A 4,911-nucleotide genomic window follows, 5' to 3' on the forward strand; every position below is an offset into this window, starting at 1 on the left:
ACTTCTAATTTCATTGTATTTAGTTTCATGATATTTCCTCCTAATTGTGATATGTAGAAAAGTTTTTTTTTGGCAAATTCTCTGAAATTACCAACAAACTTATTATATAATTGATTCTAGATATTTTAATATGCAATTATGCATATTTTATTATTATACTATTTTTGTGATTTTTAAATTATATAATTTGTTTATTAGACTCATTGTATTATCTGAGGGAATTGTATGATAAGGACTATAAATATTTAGTTAGATAGTGTCTTTGTAAGAGAAATAAATGTTCAAAAAGATAAAAATCAAAGACTATTGAGAATTGAATCATTTGAAGATTTTATGGATATGATTATATCTAAAAAATGTTAATATTATTTAGTTTTCGTCTTTGTTTATGGATATTAGATTTTCTGAACAAAGCCTTTTTAGTGTACAGTAAAAAAGATAAATTATGATGAAACTATGTCTAAATGTTCAAAATCCCTAAAATAATATGGTGGGGTATATTAAAATCTATTCAGAAATAAGAAAGTAGGATATGAATTGAGAAGAAAATTTGTTTGTGTCAGACAACAGGATTTAAAAGATTGTGGACCAGCTTGTCTTGCAATGATTTCTCGCTATTATGGTTTTTCTGTAGCGATTTCAAAAATTAGAGAAATTGCTGGAACTGATTTACAAGGAACAAATATACAAGGATTGATTGAATCTGGAGAAAAATTAGGCTTTGAAGTAAAGGGTGTTAAAGCAACCGATATAACAGCCTTAGATGAAATTCCTTTACCAGCAATTGCACATGTTGTGATGCCAGGTGGATTACTACATTATGTAGTAGTTTATAAAACAAAAAAACAAAAAATATATGTGGCGGATCCAGCAAAAGGATTGGTTGTGTATTCAAGGGAAGATTTTTTGAAAATTTGGTCAGGAATATTAGTACTATTAGCTCCCAATCAAAATTTTCAAAAAGGAAGTAAAGACAGTGGAACATTCTCGCGCTTTTTAGCATTATTAAAACCACAAAAACATTTACTTCTACCTATATTTTTAGCATCTGTCTTTTTTAATCTATTCGGATTATTAGGTGCATTTTATTTTAAATTTTTAATAGATGATATTGTAACTAATCAGCTAATACAATCACTGCATATTATTTCTATTGGAGTTATAATATTGTACATTTTTAAAGTTTTACTTTCTTATTTTAGAACACACTTAATTTTATATTTGAGTAGAAGAATTGATGTTCAATTAGTGCTTGGATATTATCGTCATGTAGTTAATCTACCTATGAATTTTTTTGAAACAAGAAAAGTAGGCGAAATTATTTCTAGGTTTATGGACGCTGGTAAAATAAGAGAAGCTTTATCAACTATAACGATTACGTTAATGATTGATACAGTAATGGTTATGTTAGGTGCAATTTTATTATATACACATAGCCCAATGTTATTTGCAATTACATTATTATTAATTCCTTTTTATATAGGGGTTATATTTGTATTTCATAAACCATATCAACGTATTAATCGTGAAGAAATGGAAAGTAATGCGAAGCTAACATCTTATTTGGTAGAGTCTTTAAATGGAATTGCGACTGTTAAATCTTATAATGCTGAGAAAGAAGTATTTTATCAAACGGAAAGTCGTTTTGTTAATTTGCTGAGGTATATATTCAAAAGAGGTATATTATATAATTTACAAAGTTCTATTAAGATGGGTCTCGAATTAATTGGAGGTACAGTAATCCTTTGGGTTGGTGCTATGCAGGTATTGAAAGGGAATATGACAATAGGTGAATTAATTACATATAATGCACTTTTAGTTTATTTTCTAAATCCTATTGAAAATTTAATAGGGATTCAGCCTACTATGCAATCTGCATTAGTTGCTGGAGAGAGGCTAAATGAAATTTTCGATTTAGATGTGGAGAAGAACGAAAAAGAAGATAATAAAGTCTCTCCTAAGCAATTATCTGGAAAAATTAAATGTTCGAATATTAGCTTTCGTTATGGAACACGTAAGAATGTGTTAGATAATATTAGTTTTTCTATTGAACCAGGTAGTCAAGTAGCTTTTGTAGGAGAAAGTGGATCAGGTAAGACAACGATTTCCAAATTATTAATGTATTATTATGAAGCCCAGCAAGGTGATATATATTATGATGATTATCACATTAAAGAAATAAATCGAACTGCATTGCGTGATCGAATCGCTTATGTATCACAAGAATCATTTTTCTTTAGTGGATCTATTTATGATAATTTGAAATTTGGACTGAATCGTTCTGTTTCATTGGAAGAAGTTATACAAGTATGTAAGCAAGCTTGTGTTCATGAGTTTATTAGTGATTTGCCGCTACGTTATGAAACAGCTTTAGAAGAAAATGCTTCGAATTTATCAGGTGGGCAAAGACAACGTTTAGCAATTGCACGATCTTTATTAAAAAAACCAGATATTTTGATTTTAGATGAAGCAACAAGTAATTTAGATTCCACGACTGAAAAACATATTACAGATATGCTAAAAGAATTAGGCTTACAAGGAGTAACAGTAATTATGATTGCTCATCGCTTAAGTACAATTCAACATGCAAATCAAATTTTTGTAATGGAAAAAGGAAATATTATAGAGAGCGGATGTCATGAAGAACTACTATTCCAAAAAGGTGAATATTATCGTCTTTGGAAGAATCAAACAGTTCATGTAGAGCATATAGAATCACAATTTAATAGTGTGCGAGGTGGTCATAATGAGTAAGATTTATTCTTTTGATCAGTTAACAGACAGTGTTGAGTTATTAGAACAGAAACCGCCTCGTTTTATTGCTTGGTTACTAGGCTTTCTTTGTCTAATCTTGTTAGGGTTTATGTGTTGGGCATATATTGGAAAAATAGATATTGTGAGTAAAGGAACAGCGATTATACAAGGTAAATCTGATATGGGTATAATTCGAACACAAGTTGCAGGTATTGTAGATAATGTTTTTGTTCGATCTGGTGATGAAGTAAAAAAGGGAGATGTTTTAATTCAACTGAAAAATCAGGAGTTACTAAATCAACAGACTCAATCTGATCAAATTGCTAATCATTTGGAAAAACAAAAAGAGATGCTAGAGCAATTGAAAAAAAGTATCCAATCTGAGAAATCACTTTTTTCAGATGGAGTGGATGAAAAAATAAGAGAAGAGTACAAAGGGTATGAACAAGGATATCAATCTTTACAGAATGAAAAAGAAAATGAAATAAAAATATTAGATAACAGTAAAACGTTAAATGAACAAGATGATACTTTACAAGGATTGATTGCAGAAAAAGAAAATACACAAAGGGAAATAGATTCTCTCAAAAAACAAAAAGATAAAGAAAATATATTAGATAAGGAACAGCAATTATTGGAGGATAAAATCCAATCTTTAGAATCTCAACAAACTAGTCTAAAGAAGAGAGAAGAACAAAGAAAATCAACATTGGAAGGCGAAAGAAAAAAGGTTGAAATAGTAAAAGAAGGAAAACAAAAAGAGAAACAATATGCATTAAAACAATACAAAGAAAGTACAATTATTTCGGTTAATCAGCGTATAACCTCTTTAGAACAAGAGATTTTTGTGAAAAAGCAGGAAGTAAATAGATTAAATAATCAAAGTGAAGCGACGGTTATAAAGGCTAAAAAAGATGGTATTGTACAATTACCTTTTAGTATCCAATCTGGCGATTTAATTGATTTGGGACAAGAAATAATTTCTATTATTCCAAAAGAAGATGAAAAAAAGGTGAAAATATTGCTATCAGCTCAAGAAATAGAAAATATTAAAAAGGGAGATAAAATCCAATATTCTTTTAAATTAAAGAATACTGATAAGCAAATTGGAACAATAACTTATATACCGGCACATCCTATTTTGGATAAAGATTCAAAAACTTATATGTATGAACTGGAAGCAACTATTAGTACAAAGGAATTAAAGGTATTACATACAGGGATGGTAGGCAGAGCGTCCGTAGTGACAGGGGAAGAACCAATTTGGAAATTTATATTGAGAAAATTAGACTTTATTTCAGGCTAGTTAAATTTTAATGTAAGCGGTATAGATTATTATTTCGTAATAACAACAAGGAGAAACATATGATAGGAAAGATGAATTGATTTATGGTAGATTTATCTGAAATTTGATTTGTTTTATTAATAGTAATATAAATCTTTTTAATTGCGATGCTACTGGATTTGCTTTTAACAGAAATACAAAAAAATCCAATAATGCAAGAACCAATTATCTTAGTATTTTAATAGCATCAATTATGTTTGGACTAAATTATCCATGTGGAATTACGTATATAATTGGTACATTATTAATTGGATTACTATAAAACTATGCGTATTGGTTATATCAAAAAAGAATGAATAAGCTAAGGTTACAACATCTGCTTTTTGAATTCAATTATAACATAATGCTATTTTCGTTATAGTACTGAGTCTATAAAGGGCTTCCTTGCTGACGATCTCCTCCCTAAAAAGGTGAAATTAGCTTAATTAAAAACGTTACCTTGTGTTACAAAGCGATGTTTTTGACATTTCTTAAAAATCGGCTTAAATAAATTAGTGGGCATTCGTTTTAGTCGCGTTGTTATTTGTTAATTTTTAGAAAGTATTATATATGAAGACGATATAATTTTTTTTTTACAAAACTTACAAAATAGTAAAATCATAGCAAAAAAGCCATTGATATCAATGGCTTTTTTTGTGGATTTTATAAAAAACAAAAAATAATAACATATGCATAATTGCATATTAAAATATCCAGAAAGTATTATATAATAAGTTCGTTGGTAATTTCAGAGAATTTGCCAAAAAAAAACTTTTCTACATATCACAATTAGGAGGAAATATCATGAAACTAAATACAATGAAATTAGAAGT

At 28.5% G+C, this 4,911-nt stretch carries 2 protein-coding genes; both read left to right on the forward strand.

The window, feature by feature from the left end:
• Nucleotides 1–537 precede the first annotated feature (537 nt).
• Nucleotides 538–2,754 carry a peptidase domain-containing ABC transporter gene (locus BUA87_RS29730; protein ID WP_072941976.1) on the forward strand — a complete coding sequence of 739 codons (2,217 nt, stop codon included), beginning with the start codon at nucleotides 538–540 and terminating at the stop codon, nucleotides 2,752–2,754.
• Nucleotides 2,747–4,060 carry a putative HlyD family type I secretion protein gene (locus BUA87_RS29735; RefSeq protein WP_072941980.1) on the forward strand — a complete coding sequence of 438 codons (1,314 nt, stop codon included), beginning with the start codon at nucleotides 2,747–2,749 and terminating at the stop codon, nucleotides 4,058–4,060. Before BUA87_RS29730 ends, BUA87_RS29735 begins: the two co-directional genes overlap by 8 nt.
• The last annotated feature ends 851 nt before the right edge of the window (nucleotides 4,061–4,911 follow it).

Origin of the sequence: Bacillus sp. bc15, from assembly GCF_900142585.1 — a bacterium.
Classification (GTDB): Bacteria; Bacillota; Bacilli; order Bacillales; family Bacillaceae_G; genus Bacillus_A; species Bacillus_A cereus.

Bases quoted from the DNA above. Each gene is read 5' to 3' on its own strand.
- BUA87_RS29735 (WP_072941980.1), top strand. From the start codon at position 2,747: ATGAGTAAGATTTATTCTTTTGATCAGTTAACAGACAGTGTTGAGTTA.